This window comes from Kutzneria chonburiensis, assembly GCF_028622115.1.
GTDB lineage: Bacteria > Actinomycetota > Actinomycetes > Mycobacteriales > Pseudonocardiaceae > Kutzneria > Kutzneria chonburiensis.
Genome location: NZ_CP097263.1, coordinates 5,822,802 through 5,849,707, shown reverse-complemented (window position 1 = coordinate 5,849,707; position 26,906 = coordinate 5,822,802). Strand labels below are relative to the sequence as shown.

At 69.9% G+C, this 26,906-nt stretch carries 25 protein-coding genes; 19 read left to right on the top strand and 6 right to left on the bottom strand.

Annotated features, from left to right (window positions below; translation table 11 throughout):
- Positions 1-151: 151 nt before the first annotated feature.
- Both M3Q35_RS26405 and M3Q35_RS26400 read left to right on the top strand, forming a co-directional pair.
- On the top strand, positions 152-1,414 hold the full coding sequence (locus tag M3Q35_RS26405) for a GGDEF domain-containing protein (protein ID WP_273935215.1): 1,263 nt from the start codon (positions 152-154) through the stop codon (positions 1,412-1,414).
- Positions 1,411-2,574, top strand: a complete 1,164-nt coding sequence (locus M3Q35_RS26400) for an MFS transporter (RefSeq protein ID WP_273935214.1) — start codon at positions 1,411-1,413, stop codon at positions 2,572-2,574. Before M3Q35_RS26405 ends, M3Q35_RS26400 begins: the two co-directional genes overlap by 4 nt.
- On the opposite strand, the gene M3Q35_RS26395 is transcribed toward M3Q35_RS26400, so the two are convergent.
- Together M3Q35_RS26395 and M3Q35_RS26390 are read right to left on the bottom strand one after the other, a co-directional pair.
- Positions 2,513-3,991: a sodium:solute symporter gene (locus M3Q35_RS26395; protein ID WP_273935213.1), complete on the bottom strand. Its 1,479-nt coding sequence runs from the start codon at positions 3,989-3,991 to the stop codon at positions 2,513-2,515. The genes M3Q35_RS26400 and M3Q35_RS26395 overlap by 62 nt on opposite strands.
- The gene (locus tag M3Q35_RS26390; protein WP_273935212.1) at positions 3,978-5,114 is read right to left on the bottom strand and encodes an anhydro-N-acetylmuramic acid kinase; all 1,137 of its coding nucleotides are present in this window, start codon (positions 5,112-5,114) and stop codon (positions 3,978-3,980) included. Before M3Q35_RS26390 ends, M3Q35_RS26395 begins: the two co-directional genes overlap by 14 nt.
- A gap of 62 nt (positions 5,115-5,176) precedes the next feature.
- On the opposite strand from M3Q35_RS26390, the gene ftsY reads away from it, so the two are divergent.
- The 6 genes from ftsY (at position 5,177) to M3Q35_RS26360 (ending at position 12,791) form a co-directional block, all read left to right on the top strand.
- Complete coding sequence (ftsY, locus tag M3Q35_RS26385) at positions 5,177-6,493, top strand: signal recognition particle-docking protein FtsY (RefSeq protein WP_273935211.1); 1,317 nt, start codon at positions 5,177-5,179, stop codon at positions 6,491-6,493.
- Positions 6,494-6,736: 243 nt separating this feature from the next.
- The gene (locus tag M3Q35_RS26380) at positions 6,737-6,931 is read left to right on the top strand and encodes a DUF3311 domain-containing protein (protein ID WP_273935210.1); all 195 of its coding nucleotides are present in this window, start codon (positions 6,737-6,739) and stop codon (positions 6,929-6,931) included.
- On the top strand, positions 6,928-8,406 hold the full coding sequence (locus M3Q35_RS26375) for a sodium:solute symporter family protein (RefSeq protein ID WP_273935209.1): 1,479 nt from the start codon (positions 6,928-6,930) through the stop codon (positions 8,404-8,406). The genes M3Q35_RS26380 and M3Q35_RS26375 overlap by 4 nt, the downstream gene beginning before the upstream one ends.
- Positions 8,407-8,591: 185 nt before the next feature.
- Positions 8,592-9,920 carry an ammonium transporter gene (locus M3Q35_RS26370; protein WP_273935208.1) on the top strand — a complete coding sequence of 443 codons (1,329 nt, stop codon included), beginning with the start codon at positions 8,592-8,594 and terminating at the stop codon, positions 9,918-9,920.
- Complete coding sequence (locus tag M3Q35_RS26365) at positions 9,917-10,255, top strand: P-II family nitrogen regulator (RefSeq protein ID WP_273935207.1); 339 nt, start codon at positions 9,917-9,919, stop codon at positions 10,253-10,255. Before M3Q35_RS26370 ends, M3Q35_RS26365 begins: the two co-directional genes overlap by 4 nt.
- Before the next feature lie 10 nt (positions 10,256-10,265).
- Positions 10,266-12,791 (top strand): [protein-PII] uridylyltransferase, encoded by a 2,526-nt coding sequence (locus M3Q35_RS26360; RefSeq protein WP_273935206.1) that lies wholly within the window; start codon positions 10,266-10,268, stop codon positions 12,789-12,791.
- A 616-nt stretch (positions 12,792-13,407) separates the two neighbouring features.
- Here M3Q35_RS26360 and M3Q35_RS26355 read toward each other — a convergent pair.
- From M3Q35_RS26355 to M3Q35_RS26340, 4 genes are all read right to left on the bottom strand, one after another.
- Positions 13,408-15,390, bottom strand: coding sequence for a hypothetical protein (locus tag M3Q35_RS26355; protein ID WP_273935205.1), 1,983 nt, complete (start codon positions 15,388-15,390; stop codon positions 13,408-13,410).
- Positions 15,387-16,214, bottom strand: coding sequence for a hypothetical protein (locus tag M3Q35_RS26350; RefSeq protein ID WP_273935204.1), 828 nt, complete (start codon positions 16,212-16,214; stop codon positions 15,387-15,389). Before M3Q35_RS26350 ends, M3Q35_RS26355 begins: the two co-directional genes overlap by 4 nt.
- A gap of 92 nt (positions 16,215-16,306) precedes the next feature.
- Positions 16,307-16,960, bottom strand: a complete 654-nt coding sequence (locus M3Q35_RS26345) for a Crp/Fnr family transcriptional regulator (protein ID WP_273935203.1) — start codon at positions 16,958-16,960, stop codon at positions 16,307-16,309.
- Between the two features lie 20 nt (positions 16,961-16,980).
- Positions 16,981-18,036 carry a zinc-binding dehydrogenase gene (locus M3Q35_RS26340; RefSeq protein ID WP_273935202.1) on the bottom strand — a complete coding sequence of 352 codons (1,056 nt, stop codon included), beginning with the start codon at positions 18,034-18,036 and terminating at the stop codon, positions 16,981-16,983.
- Positions 18,037-18,106: 70 nt separating this feature from the next.
- Here M3Q35_RS26340 and ffh point away from each other — a divergent pair, with 70 nt between their 5' ends.
- From ffh to lepB (M3Q35_RS26285), 11 genes are all read left to right on the top strand, one after another.
- Positions 18,107-19,654: a signal recognition particle protein gene (gene ffh / locus M3Q35_RS26335; RefSeq protein ID WP_273944473.1), complete on the top strand. Its 1,548-nt coding sequence runs from the start codon at positions 18,107-18,109 to the stop codon at positions 19,652-19,654.
- A complete protein-coding gene (locus M3Q35_RS26330) occupies positions 19,651-20,724 on the top strand; it encodes an amidohydrolase family protein (protein ID WP_273935201.1) in 1,074 nt (357 codons plus the stop codon). Before ffh ends, M3Q35_RS26330 begins: the two co-directional genes overlap by 4 nt.
- Before the next feature lie 16 nt (positions 20,725-20,740).
- Positions 20,741-21,418, top strand: a complete 678-nt coding sequence (locus M3Q35_RS26325; RefSeq protein ID WP_273935200.1) for a CPBP family intramembrane glutamic endopeptidase — start codon at positions 20,741-20,743, stop codon at positions 21,416-21,418.
- Between the two features lie 34 nt (positions 21,419-21,452).
- Positions 21,453-22,181: a CPBP family intramembrane glutamic endopeptidase gene (locus M3Q35_RS26320; protein ID WP_273935199.1), complete on the top strand. Its 729-nt coding sequence runs from the start codon at positions 21,453-21,455 to the stop codon at positions 22,179-22,181.
- Between the two features lie 305 nt (positions 22,182-22,486).
- Complete coding sequence (rpsP, locus tag M3Q35_RS26315; RefSeq protein WP_273935198.1) at positions 22,487-22,939, top strand: 30S ribosomal protein S16; 453 nt, start codon at positions 22,487-22,489, stop codon at positions 22,937-22,939.
- Positions 22,936-23,175, top strand: coding sequence for an RNA-binding protein (locus M3Q35_RS26310; RefSeq protein WP_043722819.1), 240 nt, complete (start codon positions 22,936-22,938; stop codon positions 23,173-23,175). Before rpsP ends, M3Q35_RS26310 begins: the two co-directional genes overlap by 4 nt.
- Positions 23,172-23,699: a ribosome maturation factor RimM gene (rimM, locus tag M3Q35_RS26305; protein ID WP_273935196.1), complete on the top strand. Its 528-nt coding sequence runs from the start codon at positions 23,172-23,174 to the stop codon at positions 23,697-23,699. The genes M3Q35_RS26310 and rimM overlap by 4 nt, the downstream gene beginning before the upstream one ends.
- The gene (trmD, locus tag M3Q35_RS26300) at positions 23,699-24,463 is read left to right on the top strand and encodes a tRNA (guanosine(37)-N1)-methyltransferase TrmD (RefSeq protein ID WP_273935195.1); all 765 of its coding nucleotides are present in this window, start codon (positions 23,699-23,701) and stop codon (positions 24,461-24,463) included. Before rimM ends, trmD begins: the two co-directional genes overlap by 1 nt.
- Before the next feature lie 206 nt (positions 24,464-24,669).
- On the top strand, positions 24,670-25,038 hold the full coding sequence (rplS, locus tag M3Q35_RS26295) for a 50S ribosomal protein L19 (RefSeq protein WP_273935194.1): 369 nt from the start codon (positions 24,670-24,672) through the stop codon (positions 25,036-25,038).
- Positions 25,039-25,050: 12 nt separating this feature from the next.
- Complete coding sequence (lepB, locus tag M3Q35_RS26290) at positions 25,051-25,884, top strand: signal peptidase I (protein WP_273944472.1); 834 nt, start codon at positions 25,051-25,053, stop codon at positions 25,882-25,884.
- Between the two features lie 56 nt (positions 25,885-25,940).
- Positions 25,941-26,900: a signal peptidase I gene (gene lepB, locus M3Q35_RS26285; protein WP_273935193.1), complete on the top strand. Its 960-nt coding sequence runs from the start codon at positions 25,941-25,943 to the stop codon at positions 26,898-26,900.
- Positions 26,901-26,906 lie beyond the last annotated feature (6 nt).

Below are 26,906 nucleotides of genomic sequence, written 5' to 3'. Positions count from 1 at the left end.
TCCGGGTACACGTGACGCACGGCCGACTACGCTGACGGCAGACACGTCGGGTGGTTGTCGATGCGGAGCGGTCGAACTAGAGGGGGTGTCGAGTTAGATTATGGCACTTCTCGGTATCGCCTTGCGCACAAGTATCGCACGTTTCCGTGACGTGAGCGCCGCGGTGCCGAACTGGGACGTGTGGAAGCAGTCGCCGGCGTGGCTGGCATTCGCACTTGCTTGCGAGATCGCCGCTGTGGTGCTGCCGATTTCGGACGCCACCCGGTTTCCTCAGCACGGAATGGATTGGTGCTGGCTCGGCGTGCTGCTGGTGCTCGGCATCGGCCAGGCCGAGCTGTCGGCCCGGATCGAGCGGATGCGGCGCTGGATGTCCGGCGAGACGCACATCAACATGACCTCGGTCTGGTACCTGGCCGGCGCGGTGCTGCTGTCCCCGGCCATGGTGTCGCTGCTGGCCGGACTTCTGTACCTCCACCTGTGGATCCGCGTCTGGCGGCACGTGCGGGCGCGTCCGCCGCACCGGGTCGCGGTGAGCACGGCCTGGGCGCTGCTGTCCTGTTTCGCCGCCTCGTCGGTGCTGCGCGTGACCGGTCTCGGCTCGCTGGACGCCGGCGCGCCCTCGACCTGGCAGGCCGCGGCGATCGTGCTGACAGCCGCTCTGGTGTTCGAATTGGTCAATGCTTGCTTGGCCGCGACCGGAATTTTCCTGTACGGCCGGAAACGGTCGAGACAGGCGTTGTTCGGCACCTGGAGTGACAACGCACTCGAAACGGTAACGCTGTGTCTCGGTGGTCTCGCCGCCCTGGCTTTGGTCTACCAACCCGTCCTCGTTGTCCTCGTGCTGCCGCCGTTGTTGATGTTGCACAGAAGTGTCCTGGTGAAGCAGTTGGAAGTCGCGGCGAGCACCGACGATAAAACGGGATTGCTTAATGCACTTGCATGGCACGATTCGGCACAACGTGAATACGCCAGAGCGATACGCGAGAATAGGACTTTCGGCGTACTGATGGTCGACCTCGACTACTTCAAACGGGTCAACGACACCTACGGCCATGTGGCGGGCGACGTGGTGCTGAAGGCGGTCGCCGACACCCTGCGCGGGCAGGTCCGCGACTACGACGTGGTCGGCCGCTTCGGCGGCGAGGAGTTCGCCATCCTGCTGCCCGGCACCTCCGAGTCGGGCGCGGTGGTGGCCGGTGAGCGGATCCGCGGCGCGATCGCCACGATGATCGTCGGCGTGCCCATCGACGGCACACAGGCCGAGGTCGACGGCCTGACGGTGTCCATCGGCTGCGCTGTGCACCCGCGCGCCGGCGACACCCTGGAGAAGCTGCTGCTGGCCGCGGACACCGCCCTGTACCGGGCGAAAAGCGCTGGCCGAAACTGCGTTGTGAGCAGTACACAGACTGGGTGAGGGCCTATTACACGGCGGCCACGCTGGCCCGCCTCGGTGACGAGATGGTCGGCACGGCCCTCGCGGTCTACCTGCTGACCCGCGGTACCGACGTTGCCCTGACCGGGCTCACGCTCTCCGCCTACGCCCTCCCGTCCATGCTCACCGGCCCGCTGCTCGGGTCCTGGTTGGACGGCACGCGGCATCGCCGTGCCCTGTTGGCGGCCAACCAGTTGGCCCTGGTCGTCGCCATGGTCGGCATCGTCGTCACGCCGAGCTGGGCCGGGCCGCCGCTGGCCGTGTTGGCCGGCCTGGCGCTGCCGATGACCAGCGCCGGCTTCTCCGGGATGGTGCCGGGTTTGGTCGCCCCGGACCGGCTGGCCAGGGCCAACTCCATGGACTCACTGTCGTTCAGCGCGGCGGCCATGGCCGGCCCGGCTGCCGCGGGCCTGCTGGCCAAGTTGATCTCGCCGACCGGGGCGGTGTTGGCCATCGCCGCCGCCGCACTGGGCAGCGTGTTGGCGTTGGCGTTCATCGCGCCGGTGCCGGCCAGCCCGCACGGCCGCCAGCCGGTGCTCACCGGCTTGCGGCACATGATCCGCACGCCGAGGCTGCGCGCCGTCACGCTGGCCACCACGCTCGGCTGGGGCTCGATGGGCCTGCTGATCGTCGCGCTGACCGAGCGGACCGAGCAGCTCGGCGGGGGCGAGGGCTCGGCCGGCTTTGTCCTCACGGCGCTGGAGATCGGCTGCGTCGTCACGAACATCGCGCTGATCCGGCTTCAGGACCGCTGGTGGATCGTGCTGGCGTCGATGGCCCTCTACGGCGTTGTGCTGACCAGTTGGTCGCTGGCCGGCACGTTCCCCGTGCTGCTGGCGCTGGCGCTGTTGGCCGGCCTGGCCCTCGGGCCGGAGTTCCCGGCGCTGCTGGCCGCGCGCCAGCGGTACAGCCCGGCGGGGCTGCTCAGCCAGGTCGGTGCGACCGGGGCCAGCATGAAGACCGGCGCCTACGCGCTCGGCGCCGCCCTCGTCGGTCCGTTGCGGACGGTCCTCAGCCCGGCCGGCGTCCTGGCCGTCGTCGGCGTCATGCAGGTGGTGTCGGCGTTGGCGGGCTGGGCGGTCAGCCGGTCAGCACCGGAGCCCGATGCCGTAGCGACAGCAGACCGCCGACGATCAGCGTGATGATCACGCCGGTCAGCGTGTACCAGGGGAAGGCCAGTCCGACCGACTTGCCGCCGACGGTGAACTTCAGCGACACGACGACCGCCATCACCGCGACCGTCACCAGGAACGCGATCACCGCGTCGGTCTGCGCGGCCCGTTTCACCAGCAGTCCCAAGGCGAACGAGCCCAGCAGCGCGCCGTAGGTGTAGCCGGTGATGCCCAGGCCCAGCTCGATCACCGGGCCCTTGGTGCTGGAGAACATCGAGCCGAACACCACGAACACCGCCGCCCACACCAGCGTCCAGATCCGCCCGTGCCGCAACGCCGAATCCTCGGGCAGCGGCTGTTTGCGGAACCGCTCGTAGAGATCCGTGACGGTCGAGGTGGACAACGCGTTCAGCGCCGAGGCCAGCGCGCCCATGGTGGACGCCAGGATGCCGGCGATCAGCAGGCCGGCCACGCCGACCGGCAGGTCCTCGACGATGAACTTGGAGAAGAAGCCGTCGGTGTTGGTCAGCCCCAGCGAAGTCGGGGAAGCCCCGTGGTACAGCACCCAGAGGCCGGCGCCGACGAGCAGGAACAGTCCGAACTGGATGAACACGATGATGCCGCTGCCGATCAGCGCCTTCTGGCCGTCACGGAGGCTGCGCGTGGCCAGAAGTCGTTGCACGATCAGCTGATCCGTGCCGTGGGAGGCCATCGCGAACACCGCGCCGCCGACGATCGCCGTCACGAACGCGTACTGGCTGAACAGCGGATTGGACGTGAAGTCGAAGAACTGCAACCGATTCCCGGCGGCAGCCACCGACAACCAGTTGTCCGGCAGCCGGGACGCCAGCACGCCGACCGCCACCAGCGCACCGCCGAGGTAGAGCGCCAGCTGCACCACGTCGACCCAGACCACCGACCGCACGCCGCCGACGTACGTGTAGATCACGGTCAACACGGTCAGGCCGAGGACGATGTGCCAGTAGGCGGTGTGGATCCCGTAGCTGGCCAGGATGGCCTGGATCGGGATCGCGCCTGCGAACAGCCGCACGCCCTCGGCCAGCAGCCGGGTGACGACGAAGGCCAGCGACGCGACACCTTGCGCGGCGGTGCCGAACCGCTCGCCCAGGAACGCGTACGCGGTGACGAGATTTCCCTTGAAGTAGCGGGGAAGCAGGATGATCGACACCAGGAAGCGGCCGATGATGTAGCCCAGTGCCAGCTGGAGATAGGTGAAACCGGTGCCCCACACCAGACCCGGTGTGCTGATCACCGTCAGCGTCGAGGTCTCGGTGGCCACCACCGACAGGCACACCGCCCACCACGGCAGGTTCCGGCCGCCGACGAAGTAGTCCGCGCCGGTGCGCTGCTTTCCTCGCAGCAGCAGGCCGATCACCGGCATGGCGAGCAGGTACAGCACGATGATGACCAGGTCAGCCGGATGCATCGGGCACCTCCACTACACGCAGCTTGGACACGGGAACCTCGGGCGGCAGGGGCGGGCGCAGCGGCTCGCGGCCGGGTGTCACGGAGCCGAGCAGTCGGCCGTTGGCCGGCACGCCGTGCCAGGTCAGGAAGCCGAGCAGGGCGGTGAGGTAGCCCTCTTTGGCGTCGCTGGGCAGGCCGAAGTCGTCGCTCACGCACAGTTCGGCCGGCGCGAGATGGCGTTGCAGGGCTCGCATCAGCGTCGGATTGCGCACGCCGCCGCCGGAGGCGACGACCACGTCCGCGCCATGCTTCCTGCACGCGTCAGCGACCGTGATCGCGGTCAGCTCGACCATGGTGGCCATGACGTCCTCGACGACCCGGTGCTCGGTGCCGTCGAGATAGCCGACGTGGAACAGCTCCTTGCCGGTCGACTTCGGCGCCGGCCGCGCGTAGTAGGGCTCGTGCAGCAGCAGCTCCAACAGGTCCTGCTGCACGGTCCCGTCGGCGGCGAGTTCGCCGTCCTCGTCCTGGTGCAGGCCGACCCGTCGGGCGACGAGGTCGAGCAGCGCGTTGCCGGGGCCGGTGTCGTAGGCGATCGGGGCTTGACCGGGCGCGACGACGGTGATGTTGGCGATGCCGCCGAGGTTGAGGGCGACCCAGGTGCGGTCGTCACGGCCGGCGAGCCAGAGCGCGTCGAGGATCGCGGCCAGCGGCGCGCCGTGACCGCCGCGCGCGACGTCACGGGCCCTGAGGTCGGCGACCGTCGGCAGCCCGGTGGCCTCGGCGATCCACGCCGGCTGGCCGAGCTGGAGCGTGCCGTTGCAGCGGTCACCGTCGACCCAGTGATAGATGGTCTGCCCGAGCGAGGCGACGAGTTCCAGGTCCGGATGCGCGGCAAGCGTTTGCGTACCGGCATCGGCGAACGCCTGGCCGACCCACGTGTCCAGCTGGCACAGCTTGGCCGCGGTGCAGTCCTGCGGCGGCAGCGCGCCGAGCAGTTCCGTGTGCAGCTGTTGTGGGTAAGGAATGGCAGTGGCATGCAACGGCGTGAGTTCCACGGTGTCCCCGGCCAGGCGGAGGTCGGCCACGGCGGCGTCGATGCCGTCCATGGACGTGCCGGAGAGCAGGCCGAGGACCTTCATGCATGTTTCTTACCAAACCTGACGTCGATGCGTTAGATGTTGGCAAGGGCCTGAATGCGAGGATGGATGACGTGACTCCTACCCAGCTCATCGTGATCGGCGCCGTCGTGCTGGCGGTCCTGCTCGTCGCCCTGGTGGTCGGGCTCGTGCTGGCCCGCCGGCGGCGCATCGACATGACGAAGAAGGAGGAGCTGGACAAGCCCAAGGGCGGCGGCTACCAGGCCGACGGCGGCTTCAGTTTGTCCGCGCGCGAAGGCTCCGCCCCCCACGGGTCTACGGGCGGTGGCACGGCGGTCAGGGAGCCGGTCGAGCATCCGGTGGCCGACCGGACCGAGGTCGACGGCCAGCCCGGCGTCGGCGACGACGCCTCGGTGCCGCGCGACTCCGAGCGCCGGACCCTGGTCGACGTCGACCTGCCGGAACCGGAGATGGCCGTCGAGCCGGAACTCGATGACATCGAACCGACCGAGGGTCGCATGCAGCGGCTGCGCGGCCGGCTGGCCCGCTCCCAGACGATGTTCGGCAAGAGCCTGCTCGGTCTGCTCGGCGCCGGCGACCTCGACGAGGACTCCTGGGAGGAGATCGAGGACCAGCTGCTGATGGCCGACCTCGGCGCCGCCACCTCGGCCGAGATCGTCGCCTCGCTCCGTACGAAGATCGCCTCGCAGGGCGTGCGTGATGCCGCCGAGGCGCGGGCGCTGCTGCGCGAGGTGCTGGTCGAGGCGCTGCACCCGGACATGGAACGGTCCGTGCGGGCGCTGCCCAACGACGGCCGGCCGGCCGTGCTGCTGGTCGTCGGGGTCAACGGCACCGGCAAGACCACCACCACCGGCAAGCTGGCCCGCGTGCTCGTGGCCGACGGCCGCACCGTGCTGCTCGGCGCCGCCGACACCTTCCGCGCCGCTGCCGCCGAGCAGCTCGCCACCTGGGGCTCCCGGGTCGGGGCGGAAATCGTGCGCGGTCGCGAAGGGGCCGACCCGGCCGCTGTCGCGTTCGACGCCGTCAAGCAGGGCGTGGACTCGAAGGTCGACGCCGTCCTGGTCGACACCGCCGGCCGGCTGCACACCAAGACCGGCCTGATGGACGAGCTGGGCAAGGTCAAGCGGGTCGTGGAGAAGCAGGCGCTGGTCGACGAGGTGCTGCTGGTGCTGGACGCCACCACCGGCCAGAACGGGCTCACCCAGGCCCGGGTGTTCGGCGAGGTCGTCGACGTCACCGGCGTGGTGCTGACCAAGCTCGACGGCACGGCCAAGGGCGGCATCGTGTTCCAGGTCCAGCGCGAGCTCGGCGTCCCGGTCAAGCTCGTCGGCCTCGGCGAGGGCCCGGACGACCTGGCCCCGTTCGAGCCCGGGGCGTTCGTCGACGCCCTGCTCGGCTGACGAGCGGCTTCCGGTCTTCGGAACGGACCATTCCTCAACTCGGAGTTTGGGAATGGTCCGTTCACAGCTTCGGGCCCGTTCCGCCGCGGGTCGTCGATGCCTTGCTCGGCTGACATCCGATGGTCGGTCGTGTAACGCTCGGTGGGTAGGTCTTGACACACCGTCCGAGGTCGACGTTGGATTCCCCCCAAACCTGGTAGAGGGGTTCCGTATCGCGGAATTGCCGGGCTGCGGGGAGGCTCAATGCGACCACGCCACCTGCTGGGCGTGCTGCCGGTGCTGGGAATGCTCGGCGGCGCCTGGTTCGCCGACCGGACCGAGCCGTACGTGCTCGGCCTGCCGTTCATCCTGTTCTGGATGCTGGCCTGGGTCGTGCTGACCTCGGTCGTGCTGGCCGTGATCTACAAGCTCGACCCGGCCAACCGGAGCGGCGAGTGACCGCGCTGCTGGTGGTCGTGGCCACCGTGCTGGTCGCGGTGGCGTTGGCGCTACAGGCCCGCCGCGGCCGTGACATGGACCTGGAGCAGTGGTCGGTCGGCGGGCGGGGCTTCGGCTCGGTCTTCGTGTTCCTGCTGATGGCCGGCGAGATCTACACGACCTTCACCTTCCTCGGCGGGTCCGGCTGGGCCTACGGCAAGGGCGGCCCGGCCTTCTACATCCTGTGCTACGGCTCCATCGCGTTCGTCATGTCGTACTGGCTGCTGCCCACGCTGTGGCGCTACGCCAAGCGCAAGGGCCTGCTGTCCCAGGCCGACTTCTTCACGGCCAAGTTCGACAGCCCCGGCCTCGGCGTGCTGGTGTCGCTGGTCGGCGTCGTGGCGCTCGTGCCGTACCTGGTGCTCCAGCTCAAGGGCCTTGGCATCATCGTCTCCGAGACCTCCGGCGGCCGGATCCCGTACGCGGCGGCGATCATCGCCGGCACCGTGGTGCTGGCCGCGTACGTGACGATCTCCGGCGTGCGCGGCTCGGCATGGACCGCGGCGCTCAAGGACGTGCTGATCCTGGTGGTCGTCGTGTTCCTCGGCATCTACCTGCCGCTGCACTACTTCGGCGGCTTCGGGGCGATGTTCCACGCCATCGACGCGGCCAAGCCCGGCTTCCTCACGTTGCCGTCCAAGGGCATGAGCCCCAGCTGGTTCGTGTCCACGGTGCTGCTGTCGGCGTTCGGCTTCTACATGTGGCCGCACTCGTTCGGCGCCGTCTACACCGCCCGTGACGAGCGCGTTTTCCGTCGCAACGCCGTCGTGTTGCCGCTGTACCAGCTGATCCTGCTGTTCGTGTTCTTCGCCGGTTTCGCCGCCGTGCTGGTGGTGCCGGGGCTGAAGGGCAGCGACGGCGACCTGTCGCTGCTGCGTATCACGGCCAAGACCTTCGACCCGTGGTTCGTGGGCGTGGTCGGTGGCGCCGGCGTGCTGACGGCGCTGGTGCCGGGCTCGCTGATCCTGATGACCGCGGCGACCATGCTGGCCAAGAACATCTACCGGGTGGCCCGGCCGGCCACCACCGACCGGCAGACCGCGGTGCTGGCCAAGATCCTGGTGCCGGTGGTCGCGCTGGTCGCCCTGTACTTCACGTTCAACGGCGGCGACACCATCGTCTCCCTGCTGCTGATGGGCTACTCGCTGGTCACGCAGCTGTTCCCGGCGATGGTCCTCAGCCTGTGCCGCCGACGGCTGGTCAACACCGCCGGCGCGGCCGCCGGCATCGTGGTCGGGGTGGCCGTGGTCGCCGCGTTCACCATCAGCGGGGCGACGCTGACCGGCCTGGCCCCGTGGCTGCCGCAGCCGCTCAAGGACCTGAACACCGGCGTGGTCGCGCTGCTGGCCAACCTGCTCGTGCTGGGCCTGGTCACGATGATCACCCGTCGCCACCGTGCGGTACGGGGTGCCCCGTCCGAGGCGGTCAGTGCCTGAGTTGGGCGACGCACAGCTGCCCGGACGCTGACGGAACGTCACCGAAACCGGACGGGTAGGCCGGCGGAAATGCCCTGTTAACACCGCACCGCCGACAGTTCACGCCCGCGAAACATGACGCGAAGGCCCGTGAAACAGCCGCTGGTGAAGCTTCCGTGCAACTGGCGCCCGCACGGGAGGACGATGTGAACACAGGAGACACCGCCTGGGTGTTGGCCAGCGCAGCGCTGGTCATGCTGATGACACCGGGACTCGCGTTCTTCTACGGCGGCATGGTCCGCTCCAAGAGCGTGCTGAACATGCTCATGCTGAACTTCATCGCGCTGGCCGTGGTCACCGTGCTGTGGATGCTCTACGGCTACAGCGAGGCCTTCGGCAACGACGCGTTCTCGGGCCTGTTCGGCAACTTCGACAACGCGGGGCTCGCGGGCACCGTCGGGCAGCTGACCGGGCCGAAGGACCATCAGATCCCGGTGCTGGCGTTCGTCATGTTCCAGCTGATGTTCGCGGTCATCACCCCGGCCCTGATCTCCGGCGCGATCGCCGACCGGACCAAGTTCTGGTCCTGGGTGATCTTCCTGGCGGTCTGGGTCACCATCGTCTACTTCCCGGTGGCGCACTGGGTGTTCGCCTTCGACTCGTCGGACGGCTCGGTCCTGGGCGGCTGGCTGGCCAACCGGATCAAGGCACTCGACTTCGCCGGTGGTACCGCGGTCCATATCAACGCGGGTGCCGCGGGCCTGGCGCTGGCCATCCTGTTGGGTCGCCGCAAGGGCTGGCCCAAGGAGCCGATGCGTCCGCACAACGTGCCGTTCGTGCTGCTGGGCGCCAGCCTGCTGTGGTTCGGGTGGTACGGCTTCAACGCCGGCTCCGCGCTCGGCGCCAGCGACCTCGCGTCCGTCGCCTTCACCACGACCACCGTGGCCACCGCCGCCGCCGTCCTCGGCTGGCTGATCACCGAACAGGTCCGTGACGGCAAGCCCACCACCCTGGGCGCGGCTTCCGGCGCGGTCGCCGGTCTCGTCGCCATCACTCCCGCCTGTGCCTTCGTCAATCCCCTCGGCGCGGCGGCGATCGGCCTGATCGCCGGCGTGGTCTGCGCGCTGGCCGTCGGCCTGAAGTTCCGCCTCGGCTTCGACGACTCCCTCGACGTGGTCGGCGTGCACCTGGTCGGCGGCATCGTCGGCACCCTGCTCATCGGCTTCTTCGGCACCACCAGCGTCAACTCCGCCGGGGCCGACGGCCTGTTCTACGGCGGCGGCTTCACCCAGTTGGGCAAGCAGGCCATCGGCGCGTTCTCGGTGCTGGCCTACTCGTTCGTGCTCACCTTCATCATCGGCTGGGTCATCAAGAAGACGATCGGGTTCCGGGTCGACGCCGAGGCCGAGGTCACCGGCATCGACGAGAGCGAGCACGCGGAGACCGCCTACGAGTTCGGCGGCATCTCCGGCGGCGGCCGGATCGCGGGCAAGGTGTCGGGCGTCAGCACGGTACTGGAGGGAAGCAAGTCATGAAGCTGGTGACGGCGATCATCAAGCCGTTCGTGCTGGACGACGTGAAGGCGTCGCTGGAACGGCTGGGCGTGCTGGGCATGACGGTCAGCGAGGTGCAGGGCTTCGGCCGGCAGAAGGGCCACACCGAGGTCTACCGCGGCGCCGAGTACGCCGTCGACTTCGTGCCCAAGCTGCGGGTCGAGGTGCTGGTCGACGACGTGAGCGCGGACAAGGTGGTGGACGCCGTCGTCGAGGCGGCCCGCACCGGCAAGATCGGCGACGGCAAGGTCTGGGTCGTGCCGGTGGAGACCGTGGTCAGGGTGCGGACCGGGGAACGCGGCAACGACGCTCTGTGAAAGGCCTGGCATGACGGATCTGGGGGCTGTCACCGCCGATGACCTGGTGCGGGCAAGGGATCTCCTGCTCAAGCCCGCACCGGGTCACCGGCGACTGCCGGCGGAAGCGCTGCGAGAAGCGCTGGTCGACCTGCACGAGTTCTGGCTCACTGCCCACGCCGGCACCGCCGGCGTGGGCAGCGGGGCCGCCCTGGTGGCCGTAGGGGCCTTGGGGCGCAGGGACTTCGTGCCGGGTTCGGACCTCGACCTCGTTCTCGTCCACAATGGACGTAAGGACATCGACACGGTCGCCGAGAAACTGTGGTACCCGCTGTGGAACTCCGGTGTTGGGCTGGACCATTCCGTGCGGACCGTCGGCGAGGCGCTGCGCGTAGCCGGCAGCGACCTGCGGGTGGCACTTGGCTTGCTGGAGGCCAGATTCCTGGCCGGCGATCAAGAAGTCGCCGAGCGTCTGATCACTTCCGCCCGGCAGCAGTGGCGGGCCGGGATCAGGGACCGTCTCGACGAGCTCGCCGACCAGGCCAAGCGGCGTTGGGCGTCGTCCGGCGAGGTGGCGCACCGGGTCGAGCCCGACCTCAAGCACGGGCGCGGCGGGCTGCGTGATCTCCAGCTCGTGGACGCCCTGGCCGTCGCCCAGGTCATCGACCGGCCCGGGACCGATGTCGAGCAGGCGCGGGAGTTGCTGCTCGACGTCCGTACGGAATTGCGGCGCGCCAGCGGAAAATCTCGTGACGTGCTGCATGCGCAGGAGGGCGACGAGGTCGCCACCGCACTGTCCATGGGGGACCGTTTCGGCCTTGCCCGGGCGTTGTCCTCGGCCGGGCGGACCGTCGTCTACGCCGTGGACGTCGCTTTGCGCTCGGCTCGCGCTGCCGCTCCCCGTAAGGGAATCGGCGCGTTCGGGCGGTCGGCTTTGCGGCGTGGCCCGGCCAGGCGGCCGTTGGACGACGGCGTTGTCCTGCACGGCAACGAGGTTGCCCTGGCTCGGGATGCCGTGCCCAGCCGTGACCCCGGGCTGCTGCTCCGCGTCGCCGGCGCCGCCGCCAGGGCCAACACCCCCATCGCGCCGGGAACTCTGACCCGTCTCGCCGATTCCTCGCCCGAGCTGCGCAAGCCGTGGCCTCGGGAGGCCCGGGAAGAGCTGTTGGGGCTGCTGGGCACCGGTCCCGGTCTGATCGACGTCGTCGAGGCGTACGACCGGACCGGCTTGTGGGGCCGGCTTTTCCCCGAGTGGGGCGCCGTTCGCGACCTGCCGCCGCGGGACCTCGCGCACACCTGGACCGTCGACCGGCACCTCGTGCAGGCCACCGCCCAGGCCGCTCGTCTCGCGACCACCGTCTCCCGGCCGGACCTGTTGCTGCTGGCCGCTTTGCTGCACGACATCGGCAAGGGCCGGGACGCCGACCACTCCGAGGTCGGGGCCGCCCTGGCCACCCAGATCGGCGAGCGCCTCGGGTTGTGGCCCAACGACGTGCAGGTGCTGTCGGCCGCCGTTCGGCACCACCTGTTGTTGCCGCACACCGCCACTCGCCGTGACGTCGAGGACGAGGCCACCGTCACCCGCGTCGTCGAGACCCTCGGCGGCGACCCGGCCCTCTTGGAGATCTTGCACGCCTTGGCCGAGGCCGATTCCCTGGCCACCGGTCCCGGCGTGTGGACCGACTGGAAGTCCGGTCTCATCGCCGACCTCGTTCGCCGATGCCGCGCCGCCATGGCCGGCGAGCCTTCGCCGCGGCCCGAGCCCCTCGACGCTTCCCAGCAGTCCTTGGCGCAGAAGGTTTCCCTGTCCGGGAAGCCCGATGTGCTCATCGCCGAGGAGGGGCAGACCGCCGTCGTCACCGTCGTCGCCCCCGACCGTCCCGGCCTTCTCTCCCGCGCCGCCGGCGTCTTGGCCCTGAACTCCCTCGAAGTCCACTCCGCCGCCCTGCGCTCCCACTCCGACGTAGCCGTAGACGTCTTCTCCGTGTCGCCCCGCTTCGGTTCCTTCCCCGATCCCGGCCTCATCCGTGAGCAGCTCACCCGGGCCATCGCCGGCGAGCTCCACCTGTCCGAGCGCCTCTCCGCCAAGGAACGGGACTACGGCGGTCCCCCAACCGACGCCCCGCCCCCTCGCGTCCTCTGGTTCGACGACGAGGCCGCCGGCGCCATCGTCATGGAACTCCGCGCCGCCGACCGCATCGGCCTCCTCCACCGCCTCGCCGCCACCTTGGAGGGCGCCAAGCTCGACGTGCGGTGGGCCAAGGTCGCCACCCTCGGCGGCACCGTCGTCGACTCCTTCTGCCTCGTCCCCCAGGACGGCGACCCCCTCGACCCCACCCGCCGCCGCGACATCGAACGCGCCGTCCTGGCCGCCGCGAGGGGTAGCCCGCCTGGACACACCGGGACCTCAGGTCACCGGTGTGTCCAGCCGCTGGCGGACCCGGTCGGCCAGACCGACCTGCCCGAACGCGGCCAACGTCTTGGCGAGCTGATCACCGAGCAGCGCCCGGCTCCACTCGTCAAGACCGGCGAACAGCGTCTCGGTGGCGGCGAGTAGTTGGTCCTCGGTGGTCAGCTCGACGGCATCAGTCGCCGGCCGGCCGTGGATGATCGCGCTGAGCCGGGCGATCGGCTCGACCATGCCAAGGGCCTGGGTCACCTGCTGCGGATTGTGCGACAACCACCACGCGACCGCCAGGTTCGGTTCGGCGAGCATCTCCGCGGTGAAGTCACGCGCCTTACGCTCGATCTCGCGCTCGTACTGCCACACCTGCATCTTGCGCTGGAGCTCGTGCCGCTGATGGACGGCCTGGACATCGGCCTCCGCCGCGGTGACGACGACGTCGGTCGCCCACACGCGCAGCTCGCCGGTCGGCTCAAGGCTGCCAAGGCCCAGTTCCGCCGCCAGGTGGGTCTGCAGCAGGGCGGCCTCGGTCAGGCGCGTGCCCAGCGCCACTCGGGCGACCCGTTGCAGGATCCCGTGTTTCGCGACCTCGGGTAGTGCGCGGTGGAGCTGCCCCCGACGCGCCAGCACGTACTCGATCGTGCAGGAGAACTCGAAGCTGTACGGCTCGGTCAGGCTCCGCATCGGCACGTTGTCGACACGAACCCGCGAGACGCGCTGGGCCTCGGCCTCGGCCCGCACCCGGGCGAAGAACTCACGGAACATGAGGTCATTCCTTCCAGCCGGACGCCGAGCGCGTCAGACCCATCGCAGAATCGATCTTCGTGTCGAGCAGTTCGCCGATCCGGCGCCGGAACGCCGGGTCCTGACCGACCCAGGCCACGGCGGCCGCCCGCAAGCGACCGAGCAGCGGGACCTGGTGTTCGCAGGCGTCGACCAGCAGATCCAGTTGTTCCTCGGTCGCGGTCGACAGCCAGGCCGTGAGCAATGGGACGCTCTCCGGCCGTGCCAACGCCCCGTGCCAGCCGACCCTGATCAGGTCCCATTCCTCCGGGCTGTGCGACCGCGCCGGATCGACGAGGCGTCCGAACAATTCGACGTCACGGCCAGGCACCCCGTCAGCCAACCCAGCGACGACGCGACCGAGTAGCCACCGGTGCGACTGCGGACCCACCACCAGCCGCAGCAGCGCCTCGACCGCCGCCGATCCGACGGTCTCGTCGCGGTGCCGGGTCAGGTGGTGCAACCGGATCATCGCGGCCTCCGGATGGGCCGTCGCCAGCACGCTCTCGCACACAGCGATGACTACGCCGGCCAACCTCGGGGACACCGAGCTGTCCCGCGCCCAGGCGTAGACCCGGCGGCGGAACTGCCAGCCATGGATGGGATCCAGCACGGCTCGGCCGAGCACCTGCACCGCGAGGGCAGTGGTCCTGTTGTCACCGACGCTCGCCCAACGCCGTGCGGTCTGCAGCAGGTCGCCGATCATGCCGTGCCGCAGTGACAACGTGGTGAACCGCTCGGCCAGCAGTGTCCGATCGTGATCGACCAGGCTCGTCCGGGCCAGCCGGGGTACCTGCTCGATCCACCCGGCCAGCGTCGGCCGCAAGCCGGGGAAGTTCCGCCACACGTGGGTCAGCACGGCGTCCGCGTAGCGCGGGCGGGAGAACCGCACCTGCTCATCCACGATCTCGGCGCCGACGTCGGCCAGCCGCTCGGTCAGCCCGGGACGCGCGAACGGATGCTCGTCGACATCCGGGAAGTCAAGCAGCCGGACCAGCTCCCGATCCGCCTCGAAGACAGCGTCCGGCGGACAGTCGGCCAGCAGTGCCGCCGCCAGCAGCAGGCTGCGCCAGGCCGCGTCGGGGTGGGCGGCGAACGTCTCGGTCAGCTCAGCCGACCAGTTGGACAGCGTGCCGAGCGCGACCACGAGCGCCTCGTCCCAGCTGCCGGTGATGCCTCCGGACTCCGTGACCAGATCGGCCAGTTCGGCCAGCTCACCGGCTCGCGGGCGGTCGAACATCGCCGCCAGCAACGGATTCGAGCCGCCGGGCGACACGCCGCGGGCCTTCAGGTGGTACTCGAAGACTTGGCGGGCCAGGCTGGAGGTCAACCGGAGTTCCACGCGGAGCCCGCGCAGATTCGAGCTGGGCACCTGCCGCTCGTAGTCGGGCAGCACCACGGCCACCAGCCCGCCGACCTCGGCGACCCGGTCCACCACCGCGCCCAGTTCGCGGCTGGCCCGCAGAAAGTCCGGCAGGTCTAGTGTGGACAGATCGAGCAGCAGTGACTCGCCCGGTTGCACCTGACCGGTGTCGAGCACCGGCTGGTCCTCGTCGCCGAGGTCGATGTCGACCTGTCGGATCCGGCTCGCATTGCCAACGCGGTGCAGGAGCATCGCCGCCGCGGTCAGTCGGCCGCTGCCCGCGGGCCCGGCGACCAGCACGGCCCGCTTCTCGACCAGAACCGTCTGCGCCTGGCTGAATCCCTCTGGTTCGACGAAGCAGGCCGACAGCGAGGAGAGCCGGCGTGCGGAGAACCACTGCATCGCCCGTACGCGGCGATTCGTCTCCTGGCCGGCGATCTGCAGCACCAGCATGGTGTCGGCGGTGAACTTGTCGCCGGCCACCCGGTCCATGGAGAGTTCGTCGAACTCGCTGTTGGTGACCTGCGCGCCGTTGCCCGTCTGCACGGCCCCCTCACTGCTGCCGATCACGGTGCCCGTGTTGTGATCGATGGACGGCGACGTCATTTCCGCCCGCTCCTCTTGTCACGCATGACGGTGCCGTGGATCGTGGAGTCGTTGACCTGCACGCCGTTGCCGGTCTGCACGGGCCCTCGACTGCTGCCGATCACGGTGCCCCGGTTGCCGCTGACGTTGCCCATCCGCACCGACGCATGCTCGCCGGAATCGGCCACAGGGTCGCCGGCTCGGGGCGGCTCCACCGGCGCGAACCCGTTCGCCAGCAGATCGCCAGACGGGAGCGGCACCTGCAGGTATGCGTTGCCTTCGTAGGACTTCACCTTGACCGGGGCCGCGACGAAGTGGTCAGCGCGCAGTTCGGAGTACCCGCCGACGACAACGTCCTGGTACACCCGGGCCGAGATGATCGTGGCCACCAGGGTGACCTGCGGATTGGACCGGGTGAGCAGGTCGCGCACGGGCTCGGAGTCGAGCAGCCGGTGGGTCTCGATCCGGGCCGCCCCCTGGCCGTCCCGGATCCGCGGGCCCGAGTTGTCGGTCAGCGGACCGACGCTGAGACTCACCCGCATCCGCTGCGGGACACCGGTTCGCCGTCCGAGATCGGCGAGTTCCTGTTGCAACGTAGAGGAAAAGCTGTCGACCAGGATGGGCAGGTGCTTGGTGCGAAAACCCATCGCGTACCCGTCACCGGTGTGGTCGGGGAACTTGGCCTCGGTCCACAGATAGCCGTGGCCCATGCGCTGGAACGTGTCGTGCAGCAGGTCGGGGATCCGACCGCCGACCGCTCCCTGCTCAGCGGCGGGCACACCGCTGAAGTCCTTGAGGTCCACCACGAGCATCGCTCGGTACGGCGGCAGAGTCTTGTGGGCCATCGGCATCCTCCTTCTTGGCGGGTCGGCATCGAGCCTCGTCCGCGCCAGAAGGCGTCGTTGTCCGCCGACGGACAGTTACGCTGTGCTGCGCATCACACTCGTTCGGACGTGTAGTGCAGGAGGCGCTCGGGATCGGCGACGGTCAAGCGGGGACCCGGACCGAGCACACCGTCCCGGCGCAGGTCGGCGATGAACGCGCTGACCGAGCTGCGGGCGACGCCGAGCGCGGTCGCGATCTGCTCCTGCGACAACGGGATCAGCATCGGATGTGCCAGCTCAGGTCCGGCGAGTGCGACGAGTTCGGCCAGCAGCCGGGCGATCCGCTGCTGCGGCTTGAAATGCACCAGCTGCACGCGGAACGGCACGCTCTCGGAGAGCTTCAGCACCACGTAGTCAGTGAGCTTGCGCGCCGCCGGCAACCGATCGAACGCCTCGACCGGCACGGTGTGCGCCCGGCAGTCGTCAAGGGCGACAACGGTCGCGCTGCGCACGCCGCCGCCACCGTGTGCGGCCATCTCACCGATCAGGTCTCCGCCGGCCCGCAACGCCACGAGCAGGTTCTGCTCGCCGCCCGCCTCCGACCGCAGCACCTGCACCCGGCCGTGGGTCAAGGCCAGCAGATAGTCGCCGCAGAAACCCTGCCGTACGAGTTCTTTGCCTCGCGGGAACGGACGAGGGTGGCCCGCCGCCAACAGCGCGGTCCACTCCTCGTCGCTGACAAGAGCGCGGAATCCCCCTCTGGGCATGCCAGCTTCTCTACACCCCGTCAGGGCGTCAGCACCAGGCGGATGGGGTCGTTGACCTTCTCGGCCAGCTGGCGCACGGCTTCGGCGGCGTCCTCGAAGCGGAAGGTGCCGCTGATCGAGCCGGAGAAGTCCAGACGGCGGTGAGCGGCGAGTTTGATGAGCTCCTCGAGGTGCACGGGCAGGCCGCCGTAGTGACCGAGCAGGCGGTGCCTGGCGGCGCTGAAGGCGGTGTCGTCGGGGAGGGACAGCGCCTGCCCGGAGAGGCCGACGAGCACGACGGCGCCGTTGCGGGCCAGGACGCTGTCGGCCTGGACGCGCACGGCGGGCACGCCGGCGAAGTCGAAGGCGTAGTCGAGGCCGAGGCCGTCGGTGGCGGCGAAGGCCTGCTCACGGAAGTCGGCGGCCATGGGGTCGAGGGCGACGTCGGCCCCGAGCTTGAGGGCGCGGTCACGGGCGTGCGGCAAAGGGTCGACGGCGATGATGGGGGCGGCGCCGGCGAAGCGCAGGATCTGCACGCCGTGAGCGCCGAGACCGCCGACGCCCCAGATGCCGGCGGACTGCGCGGGGCGAAGGGCGGCGGTCTGCGTGATGGCGGCGTACGGGGTGGAGACGGCGTCGGGGATGATCGCCGCCTGCTCGAAGGGCAGGCTGTCGGGAATGGGGTAGACGGTGGCGGTTCGCGCCAGCGTGTAGTGCGCCCAACCGCCGTCGAACTGGACGCCACGCGTCAGCCCGTTGAGACATCCGGGCCGCTGCCGCACACAGTTGGCGCACCGCCCGCACGCCATGCCGGCCAGCAGCAGCACCCGCTGCCCCACGGGGTAGACGTCCTCACGCACCCCTTCGCCCAGTTCGGCGATCGTGCCGGCGACCTCGTGCCCGAGGGTGACCTTCTCCAGGTCGTTGCCGGGTAGCCGCAAGGTGCCGTCGATCAGGTGGATGTCGGACAGGCACACGCCCGCGGCCTCGACCTTCACCAGCACCTCGCCCCGCCCCGGCGTCGGCACCGGCACCTCCTCGACGGCGAACTCGAGGGTGCGGAGGTTGAGCCGTCCGGCCGGCATCGTGGCGCTCATGAGACTCGTGGGTACCGCTCCGGCTACCCTCGACGCAACACCACCGTCTAGCTGCGAGGTCGTGCGGACCGTGTTCGACACCCTTTCTGACCGGCTCTCGTCGGTACTGGCGAACCTGCGTGGCAAGGGTCGCCTCTCCGACGCGGACATCGACGCCACCTGCCGGGAGATCCGGATCGCCCTGCTGGAGGCGGACGTCGCCCTGCCGGTCGTGCGCACGTTCATCGCGGGCGTCAAGGACCGGGCCAAGGGCGCGGAGGTCTCCGGCGCGCTCAACCCGGCCCAGCAGGTCGTCAAGATCGTCAACGAGGAGCTCATCGGCATCCTCGGCGGCGAGACGCGCCGGCTGAACCTGGCCAAGACGCCGCCGACGGTGATCATGCTCGCCGGCCTCCAGGGCGCAGGCAAGACGACGCTGGCCGGCAAGCTGGCGGCGTGGCTGCGCAAGCAGGGCCACACGCCGATGCTGGTCGCCTGCGACCTCCAGCGCCCCAACGCGGTCACCCAGCTCCAGGTGGTCGGCGAGCGGGCCGGCGTGCCGGTCTTCGCCCCCGAGCCGGGCAACGGCGTCGGCAACCCGGTGCAGGTGGCCAAGGCCGGCCTCGACGAGGCCAAGCGGGCCCAGCACGACGTGGTCGTCGTCGACACCGCCGGCCGCCTCGGCATCGACGAGGAGCTGATGCGGCAGGCCGCCGACATCAAGGCTGCCGTGCAGCCCGACGAGGTGCTGTTCGTGGTCGACGCGATGATCGGCCAGGACGCGGTGACCACCGCCGAGGCCTTCCGCGACGGCGTCGGCTTCACCGGTGTCGTGCTGACCAAGCTCGACGGCGACGCCCGAGGCGGTGCCGCGCTGTCCGTGCGCGAGGTCACCGGCCAGCCCATCCTGTTCGCCTCCAACGGCGAGAAGCTGGACGACTTCGACGTCTTCCACCCGGACCGGATGGCCAGCCGGATCCTCGGCATGGGCGACCTGCTCACCCTGATCGAGCAGGCCGAGCAGCACTTCGACCAGGAGAAGGCCCAGCAGACCGCGGCCAAGCTGGGCACCGGCGAGCTGACGCTGGAGGACTTCCTCGAGCAGATGCTGGCGGTCCGCAAGATGGGCCCGATCGCCAACCTGCTGGGCATGCTGCCCGGCGCCGGCCAGATGAAGGACCAGCTGGCCAACTTCGACGAGAAGAAGCTGGACCGGCTCCAGGCCATCATCCGCGGCATGACGCCGGCCGAGCGGGCCGACCCGAAGATGATCAACGGCTCGCGGCGGCTACGCATCTCCAAGGGCTCCGGCGTGTCCGTGAGCGAGGTGAACGACCTGGTCACCCGCTTCTTCGAGGCCCGCAAGATGATGAAGCAGATGGCCGGCCGGATGGGCTTCGGCGGTGGCGGCGGCAGCCGCAAGGGCAAGAAGGGGAAGAAGGGCAAGGGCAACCGCGGCCCGACCCAGCCCAAGATGCGCGGCGGCTTCCCCGGGCTGCCCGGCGGGTTCCCGGCCGGCATGCCCGACCTGTCCAACATGCCCCCGGGCCTGCAGGAGCTGCCGCCCGGCCTGGCCGGTCTCGACCAGCTGCCGCCCGGCTTCGACCCGAAGAAGTTCAAGTTCGGCAAGGACCAGTGAGCGGGTTCCATCTACGGGGCGTCGTCCTGCCGGACGGCGAGGAACGCGACCTCTGGGTCGTGAACGGGCGGGTGCGCACGAAGCTCGTGCCGGGCGCGGAGACCATCGTGGACGGTGGATTTCTGTTGCCCGGCATGGTCGACGCGCACTGCCACGTCGGCCTCGGCCCGAACGGCGGGACCACGCTGGACGAGGCGGCCGAGCAGGCCGAGCTCGACCGCGACAACGGCACGCTGCTGATCCGCGACTGCGGCGTGCCGATCGACACCCGCCCGCTCCAGGAACGGCTCGACCTGCCCCGGATCGTGCGGGCCGGCCGGCACCTGTCCCGGCCGCGGCGCTACATCCGGCATCTCGGCGTCGAGCTGGAGGACCCGTCGCTGCTGCCGGCCGCGGTCGCCGAGCAGGCGGCGTACGGCGACGGCTGGGTCAAGCTGGTCGGCGACTGGATCGACCGCGACCTGGGCGACCTGGCCCCGCTGTGGCCGGACGAGGTGCTCAAGGAGGCCATTGACGTCGCCCACGCGGCCGGGGCCAAGGTCACCGCGCACACGTTCGGCGAGGACGCACTGCCGGGCCTGATCAACGCCGGCATCGACTGCATCGAGCACGGCACCGGCCTGACCGACGCCACGATCGCCGAGATGGCCGCCCGCGGCACCGCGCTGGTGCCGACCCTGATCAACATCGAGCTGTTCCCGGCCATCGCGGACGGTGCCGAGAAGTACCCGGTCTACGCCGCCCACATGCGTGAACTGCACGCCCGCGTGCGACACACCGTGAGCAGCGCGGTGGAGGCCGGCGTGCCGGTCTACGCCGGCACCGACGCGGGCGGCGGCATCAAGCACGGCCGTCTCGTCGACGAGGTGATTGCCCTGCACGAGGCCGGGATGAGCCGCGAGCAGGCGCTCGCCGCCGGCTCCTGGGCCGCCCGATCCTGGCTGGGCTGGCCGGGACTGACCGAGGGATCACCCGCTGACCTGCTGGTATTCGCCGACGACCCACGAGATGATCTCCAGGTGCTGCGTGATCCGGCCATGATCATGCTGCGTGGACGGGTGGTTCGCTAGCGACTGGGGAGTGCCGGTGGACGAACAGCGACAACAGGATCCGCCGGCCGACCTCTCCTGGGGCCTGACCGCGTTCCTGCTCGGGTTCGGCCTGTACTACCTGGTCTCGCTGCTGATCATCGGCTTCCTGCCGGCCCCCGACGGCCCACGTTCCGGCGTGCGGCTGGTGGTGCCGTTCGTCGCCAACCTGTTCCTCGGCCTGGTGCCGTGGTGGTTCTCCCGCCGGTACGGCCGCGGCGGGGTCAAGGACTTCGGGTTCGTGCCCAACCGCCGTGACCTCCAGGTCGGCCTGAGCTGGGGCATCGGGTCGCTCATCGCCGGCCTGCTGGTCTCGCTGCTGCTCCAACACCTGATCCCGCCGACGACCTCGCCGGTCAGCAGCCATCTCGACGGCTGGCTGGTCGGGTACTCGCTGTTCCTGGTGATCGGCGCCCCGATCACCGAGGAGCTGCTGGTCCGCGGCGCTCTGTGGGGCGCGCTGGAGCACTACGGCGTGCCGCGGCTGACCATTCTCGTGCTCACCGCGCTGGTCTTCGCCTTCATCCACCTGGAGCCGGCCCGGCTGGCCTCGCTGTTCGCCCAGGGCATCGCCATCGGCGGCGCCCGGCTGGTCACCGGGCGGGTCGGCGCGAGCATGGTCGCCCACGCCACGAACAACTTGCTGCCAGGGATCTTCACGATCGTGGGGATCTGACTACATTCGTCAGGCGTCGGACCGAGGAGGGCCGGTGACACCACCGACAGCGCAGGTCGACTCACCGCCGGCCCACCGATGGGGCTTCGGCGCCTTCGTGCTGGCCGAGGTGGTGCTCGTCCTGTCCGCGGTGTTCCTGTCCGCGGCCGCCGGCCCGGACGACCTCGCGGGCCCGGCCCGGCCGATCGTGATCGTCGTCGTCACGGTCCTGCCGACCATGCTGGCCGCCGGCGTCGCCGTGCTGGCCACGCTGCTGCGCGGCAACGGGCCCGTGATCGACCTGCGGTTGCAGTGGAGCTGGCCGGATGTGCGGGCCGGCCTCAAGCTCGGCGCGGCCGGCCTGGTGCTGACCGCCATCGCCGCCGTCATCTGGGCTCGGACCATCGGCAAGCTCGACCCGTCGTCGGCGCTGGCCTCGGTGACCGACACCCAGCCGCTGCCGCTGGTGCTGGGCGTGGTGATGTTCGTCTACACCTGGCTGATCGGCCCGGCCTGCGAGGAGATGATCTTCCGCGGGCTGCTGTGGGGGGCCATCGAGCGGTTGCAGTGGAGCCGCTGGGCCGCGTTCGTGCTCAGCACGGCGATCTTCGCGGTCAGTCACCTCGAGCCGCTGCGCACCTCGTTGCTGCTGGTCATCGCCATCCCCATCGGCTGGGCCCGGCTGGTCACCGGCCGCCTGCCGGCCAGCATCGTCGCCCACCAGATCAACAACTTCGTGCCGGCACTCGGCATCCTGCTGATGTCCCTCGGTATCTGGCGGTGAGGCAGTGACGTGCCGCGCGTCCCGCGCGGAGCTCGGCCGCCCATGAGGCCGGTGCCTTCCCTTGCGGTTGCTCGATCGATGAACAGACTCGATCGAGCAACCGCCGCGGTCCAGGCACCGGCGGCGGCCTCGCGGGGCCGATTGGTGTCGGCACGTCCCCGTCTGGCAGAATGGACGGCTGTCCGCCATTGCCGGTCCCTCTCGCTGTGCCGTGGCGTCCTGAAACCTGAGCGCGAAGATCGTGTCCCCACGCGGTCCCCCGTGCTCGACCCGGAGCAACGAGAGCCTGAGGAGTACCACTACCCGTGGCCGTCAAGATCAAGCTGCAGCGGCTCGGCAAGATCCGCCAGCCCCAGTACCGGATCATCATCGCCGACTCGCGTGCCCGTCGTAGCGGTAAGGCGATCGAGACGATCGGCAAGTACCACCCGCTGCAGGAGCCCAGCTTCATCGAGGTCGACACCGAGCGGGCGCAGTACTGGCTGAGCGTCGGCGCGCAGCCGACCGAGCCCGTGCAGCGCATCCTGGAGATCACCGGCGACTGGCAGAAGTTCAAGGGCCTGCCGGGCGCCGAGGGCACGCTGAAGCACCGCGAGCCGAAGCCGGACAAGCAGGCGCTGTTCAACGCCGCGCTGGCCGCCGCCGGCGAGGAGCCGACGACCGAGGCCACCACGCCGAAGAAGAAGGCGTCCGCCAAGAAGGCCGAGTCCAAGGACGAGGCCGCCGCTGAGGAGAAGTCCGAGGGCGGCGAGGCGTGAGTTTGCTCGCGGACGCGCTCGAGCACCTCGTCCGGGGCATTGTCGATCACCCCGACGATGTTCGCGTCAACCTGCTGACCACCCGTCGCGGTCGCACCCTCGAGGTGCACGTCCACCCGGACGACCTCGGCAAGGTGATCGGCCGGGGCGGCCGGACCGCCACTGCCCTGCGCACCGTGATGGCCGGTATCGGCGGTCGCGGCGTGCGGGTGGACGTGGTGGACACCGACCGTTGAGCAGTCCCGACGTTCGTGTGGTCGGACGGGTCGTCAAGCCGCACGGCATCCGCGGCGAGCTCGTCGTGGACGTGCACACCGACTCCCCCGAGGAGCGGTTCGCGCCGGGGTCCACGCTGGGCACCCGCGCGCGTGACGGCAAGTCCGGAACGATCACCATCGCAGCCGTCCGGCCTCATACCGGACGGCTGCTGGTGACGTTCGAGGGTGTCGCCGGCCGGGACGCGGCCGAGGCCATGCGCGGCCTGCTGCTGCTGGTCGACGCGGCCGACATCACGCCGTCCGAGGATCCCGAGGAGTTCTACGACCACGAGCTGGAAGGGCTCGAGGTGGTGGACACCAACGGCGTTCGCGTCGGCGTGGTCGCCGAGGTGCTGCACACCGCGGCCAGCGATCTGCTGGCCGTGCGCCGCGACGACGGCAGCGAGGCACTGGTGCCGTTCGTCACAGAAATCGTGCCGACCGTGGACGTAGCGGCCGGCCGCGTGGTCATCGACCCGCCCGAGGGACTGCTGGACGCGTGATGCGCATCGACGTGCTCACCATCTTTCCGGAGTACCTCGAGCCGCTGCGGGCCGCGCTGCTCGGCAAGGCCATCGACAAGAAGCTGATCAGCGTCGACGTGCACGACCTGCGCGACTACACCCATGACGTGCACAAGGCCGTGGACGACAGTCCCTACGGCGGCGGGCCCGGCATGGTGATGAAGCCGCAGGTCTGGGGCGAGGCGCTGGACACCGTGTGTGCGCCCGAGGCCGATGGCACGCTGCCCCGGCTGATCGTGCCTACGCCCGCGGGCCGGCCGTTCACGCAGGAGATGGCCCGCGAGTACGCCACGCTGCCGTGGCTGGCCTTCGCCTGCGGCCGCTACGAGGGCATCGACCAGCGGGTCGTCGACGACTCCGCCGGCCGGATGCAGGTCGACGAGGTCTCCATCGGCGACTACGTGCTGGTCGGCGGCGAGGTCGCGGTGCTGGTCATGGTCGAGGCCGTGGCCCGGCTGCTGCCTGGTGTGCTGGGCAATCCGGCCTCGGCCGAGCAGGACTCGTTCTCCGACGGCCTGCTGGAGGGCCCCAGCTACACGCGGCCCGAGGTGTGGCGCGATCTTGCCGTGCCGAGCGTGCTGCGCTCGGGCAACCACAAGCTGATCGACCGGTGGCGGCGCGACCAGGCCCTCGAACGCACCTTCCATCGCCGTCCCGAGCTGCTCGACCGGCTCGGCGACGACCAGCTCGACAAGCACGACCGGGCCCTGCTGGACCGCCTGCGCGGTCCTGACCAGGCCTGACCCCCGACCCCGCAACCCCCGATTTGGGCCCGCCGGGCCCGTCTGGCACACTGGACAGGTTGCTGCACCCGGCCAACACGGCTGGAGTGCGCCAGTTGGGCCAGACCCCCAGGCAGGACCAGCACCCGGATTCCCGGCAGTGGAGTTCGTCCGTGCGTTTCGCGGGGGTTGTACGAAGACACCCGAAGGACGAGGACGGACCACCGATGAACACCCTGGACGCTCTGGACGCTCAGTCGCTGCGTTCCGACATCCCGGACTTCCGTCCGGGCGACACCCTGAAGGTCCACGTCCGCGTCATCGAGGGTTCGCGCGAGCGCGTCCAGGTGTTCCAGGGCGTCGTGATCCGCCGGCAGAACGGCGGCATCCGCGAGACCTTCACCGTGCGCAAGATCTCGTTCGGCGTCGGCGTCGAGCGCACCTTCCCGGTGCACTCCCCGAACATCGCCGAGATCGAGCGCGTGACCCGCGGTGACGTGCGCCGGGCCAAGCTGTACTACCTGCGCGACCTGCGCGGCAAGGCCGCCAAGATCAAGGAGAAGCGGGACGCGCTCCCGGCCAAGGCTTCTTCCTGATCGAACTCTCGTATCGCCCCGGTGAGCACCGACGAGGCCCGGGACGAGCGCGACGACGCGGAACGGCCCTTGCCGCCATCCTCGGATGGCGGCAAGGGCCGTAAGCGCGCCGGCTCCTTTGTCAAGGAGACGGCGATCCTGATCGGGATCGCCCTCGTGCTGACCGTCCTGATCCAGACCTTCCTGGCCAAGGTCTACGTCATCCCGTCCGGCTCCATGGAGCAGACGCTGCACGGCTGTGCCGGCTGCACCGACGACCGGGTGCTGGTCGACAAGGTCGTCTACCGGTTCCGCGACCCGTCGCCCGGTGACGTCGTGGTGTTCCGCGGCCCGGAAGCCTGGACGCACAACGACTTCACCGCCGAGCACTCCGACAACCCGGTCGTGCAGGGCTTGCAGTGGCTGGGCTCGCTGATCGGGCTGGCCCAGGTCGACGAACGGGACTTCGTCAAGCGGGTCATCGCCGTCGGCGGGCAGACCGTGCAGTGCTGCGACGCGCAGCACCGGGTGCTGGTGGACGGCAAGCCGCTGGACGAGCCGTACATCTACTTCATTCCGGGCGCCAAGCAGCAGATGGACGACTTCGCGCCGGTGAAGGTGCCGGCGGGGCGGCTGTTCGTGATGGGCGACAGCCGGCAGAACTCCAACGACTCCCGGTTCCAGGGCGGCGGCGGGGTGAACGGCACCATCGCGATCACCGACGTGATCGGCAAGGCCCGGCTGATCGTGTTGCCGCCGGGGCGCTTCGGCTTCATCTCCGACCACGATCCGCAGGTCGCCGCCGGTGGTCTGGTGCTGCTGTGGTGGCGTCGCCGGGATTGGGCGAATTCGCTACTACCCGTGTAGGGGACCGTACGGCCAGCTGTACCTCGACCCCACCGGCGCTAGCGTAACCTGGCCCGGTGACCGACGTCGTGCCCTCGCAGAACCAGCAGAGCAACCCGGAGCCGGAGGAACCGACCGCGACTTCTTCCGAATCCGAGCAGGCCGAGCCGGGCCTTCTCGAGGGCGCCGCCACGACGCGCACCCGCCGTCGCCGCAGGCCCGAGAAGAAGCGGTCGTTCTGGAAGGAACTGCCGATCCTGATCGTCACCGCCCTGGTGCTGACGATCCTGATCCAGACGTTCCTGGCGCGCGTCTACGTCATCCCGTCCGAGTCGATGGAGATGACGCTCATCGGCTGCGACGGCTGCACCGACGACCGGGTGCTGGTCGACAAGCTGACCTACAACTTCGCCGACGTGCACCCGGGCGACGTGATCGTGTTCAAGGCGCCGGACAACTGGGACAAGAGCGAGTTCCAGGCCCAGCAGTCGAGCAACGCGATCATCAGGGGCTTCGAGAACTTCGCGTCGGCCATCTCGCTGTACCCGCCCAACGAGTACGACCTGATCAAGCGGGTCATCGCGGTCGGCGGCCAGACCGTGCAGTGCTGCGACAACAACCGGGTCGTGGTCGACGGCAAGCCGCTCAACGAGCCGTACATCTACTGGCGCCCCGACTATCCGCCGTCGCAGATGACGTTCGGGCCGGTGAAGGTGCCCGACGGCAAGCTGTGGGTGATGGGCGACAACCGCAACAACTCCGACGACTCCCGGTTGCAGGGTCACGGCGACCTGCTGGCCGGTGCCGTGCCGGTGGCCAACGTGATCGGAAAGGCCCGGGTGGTCGTGCTGCCGCCGAGCCGGTGGGGCGGCGTGACCACCGTCGACCCGCAGGCCCAGGCCTCCGCGCTGCACGCACCCGCCTGGCAGGAGGGGCTGCCCGCCGGCGTCGCTTTCGCCGCGGCCTTCCCGACTCTGTGGGTCGGCCGGCGGATACGGCGCAAGCTGTTCGGACTGTTCGCCCGGGGCGACCGCTGAGGTGGT